This is a genomic window from Massilia sp. P2_C2 (assembly GCF_056404615.1).
Genome location: NZ_JBFUDR010000686.1, coordinates 1 through 528, shown reverse-complemented (window position 1 = coordinate 528; position 528 = coordinate 1). Strand labels below are relative to the sequence as shown.

At 71.2% G+C, this 528-nt stretch carries 1 protein-coding gene; it reads left to right on the top strand.

The features are described 5' to 3' along the window. Nucleotides 1-528: bifunctional enoyl-CoA hydratase/phosphate acetyltransferase (locus tag AC1DYX_RS31865; RefSeq protein ID WP_477266294.1), on the top strand; the 528-nt coding region annotated here is incomplete at both ends.

The window sequence follows — 528 nt, the reverse complement described above, 5'->3', positions numbered from 1 at the left end:
GCATCCGGTCGACGCCGTGTCGCTGCTGGGTGCCGTGGAAGCGGCGCGCGCGGGCCTGATCGAACCGGTGCTGGTCGGACCCGAAGCGAAGATCCGCCAGGCGGCCGCGCAGGCGCACGTGGACCTGGCGCCGTTCCGCCTCGTGCCGACGGCGCACAGCCATGCGGCGGCCGACGCCGCCGTGGCACTGGCGCGCGCGGGCGAGGTCGCGGCCATCATGAAGGGCGCGCTGCATACGGACGAGTTGATGCACGCCGTCGTCGCGCGCGACACGGGCCTGCGCACCGGCCGGCGCATCAGCCACGTGTTCGCCATGGACGTGCCCACGTATCCGCGTCCGCTCTTGATCACCGACGCCGCCATCAATGTCTACCCCACGCTGGAGGACAAGCGCGACATCGTGCAGAACGCAATCGACCTGGCGCATGCGCTCGGCATCGCGGCGCCGCGCGTGGCGATTCTCTCGGCGCTGGAGACGGTGTACCCGAAGATCGCGTCGACCATCGAGGCCGCCGCGCTGTGCAAGAT